Origin of the sequence: Faecalibacterium sp. Marseille-Q4137, from assembly GCF_017377535.1 — a bacterium.
Classification (GTDB): Bacteria; Bacillota; Clostridia; order Oscillospirales; family Ruminococcaceae; genus Faecalibacterium; species Faecalibacterium duncaniae.
The window spans coordinates 1-1,363 of the sequence record NZ_JAFREK010000105.1 but is presented as its reverse complement, the minus strand read 5'-3'; the positions used below and the strand labels follow the sequence as shown (position 1 = coordinate 1,363).

General features: G+C 41.9%; 1 protein-coding gene. It reads right to left on the bottom strand.

What is annotated here, in order from left to right; all coding sequences use genetic code 11:
• Nucleotides 1-49: 49 nt before the first annotated feature.
• The gene (locus J3353_RS15980) at nt 50-1,186 is read right to left on the bottom strand and encodes a site-specific integrase (protein WP_177717489.1); all 1,137 of its coding nucleotides are present in this window, start codon (nt 1,184-1,186) and stop codon (nt 50-52) included.
• Nucleotides 1,187-1,363 lie beyond the last annotated feature (177 nt).

Below are 1,363 nucleotides of genomic sequence, written 5' to 3'. Positions count from 1 at the left end.
TACCGACAACAAAATTACCTTGAATCGTTTGATATTTCGAAACGACGGCTTATTTGACGGAGATGAAATCGGCCAACTGTTCCATTGTTTCTCTCTTCAACTCCAACGAAGGATGAACATACCGGTTCATTGTGATGGTAACAGATGAATGCCCCAAAATCTCACTCAGAGTTTTGATGTCGATTCTCGCTTCCACACAACGGGTAGCGAATGTGTGCCGAAGAACATGAAAATTTCGATTTTCTAGACCACATGCCATGAGAATCTTATGAAACCGGCGCTGAACGCAGCGTGGTTCAATCAGCCTAGATGACGAGCCACTCAGAAAGTAACCGGTCTTGCCTAACGGGTACATATTCAGATATTCAAACAACATATGCGAAACCGGAATCGTCCGATTTGCAGAGCTGCTTTTGGGGGATGAAATGAGTATATGTGTTTTTTGAGATTCAGGTATTCGAGTCTGAATGCGCTGCATCGTTTGGCAAATACAAAGATTTCTCTCAGAAAGAGAAATCTTGTCCCATGTCAACGCACACAGCTCTCCGATTCGGATACCAGTGAACAGACATAAGAGGATGCCGAGATTCAGACAATCGGGGTGGCCTATTAGATATTTCTGAAGCGTCAACTGTTCGGACAAGCTCAAAACGGGCAAGGGTTTCGGTGTTTGTTTTATCCGTATGTCAAAAATCGCAGAGTCTACTGGTATGTTCTGAGCCTTTGCGTAATGCAAGATACGGCGAAGAACAGAAAGAATGTCAGAAACCGTTTTAGTCGAAAGAGCTGTTCCATCCCTTTTACCATGTGTTTCAATCTCTTTACAAAAATCCAGCACATGTTCCTTCGTAATGCTCTCGATTTTTGCTGTCTGGAAATACGGCATCAGATAACACCTTATTAGAGTGCGATAACGGATATAGGTTGACTCTTTAAAGCTTGTTGAAAAGGTATCAAGCCACTCTATAGAGAAGAACTCAAAGACTGAACCTTTACTCATCTCTTTAGAATTAGGGGCGTTGCCTTGAAGTCGAATCACATCCTGCAAACGGTTACGTGCTTCGTGATACGATGATGCATACAAATAGCCATATAAAGGTTTACCTTGAGCGGTTCGCGACTTTATGTAGCGTGCTTCCCACCGGCCATCCTTTCTTTTGTAGATGTTCAATCCTTTCCTTGACATCGAAATCTTCCTTTCTCTTTTGTCGACGGCTTATTGGACGGAGTATACAATTAAATTTTATTATTTTTGGCAAAATCGTCGATTGTCTCTAACATTTTTCTGCATCTTCTCAGGTTTTGAGCCTCTTTCTCTTGACCGTATGAATGATTAGCGGTAAAATTTAGTTGAAAAATCCTG

Bases quoted from the DNA above. Each gene is read 5' to 3' on its own strand.
- J3353_RS15980 (WP_177717489.1), bottom strand. From the start codon at position 1,186: ATGTCAAGGAAAGGATTGAACATCTACAAAAGAAAGGATGGCCGGTGG.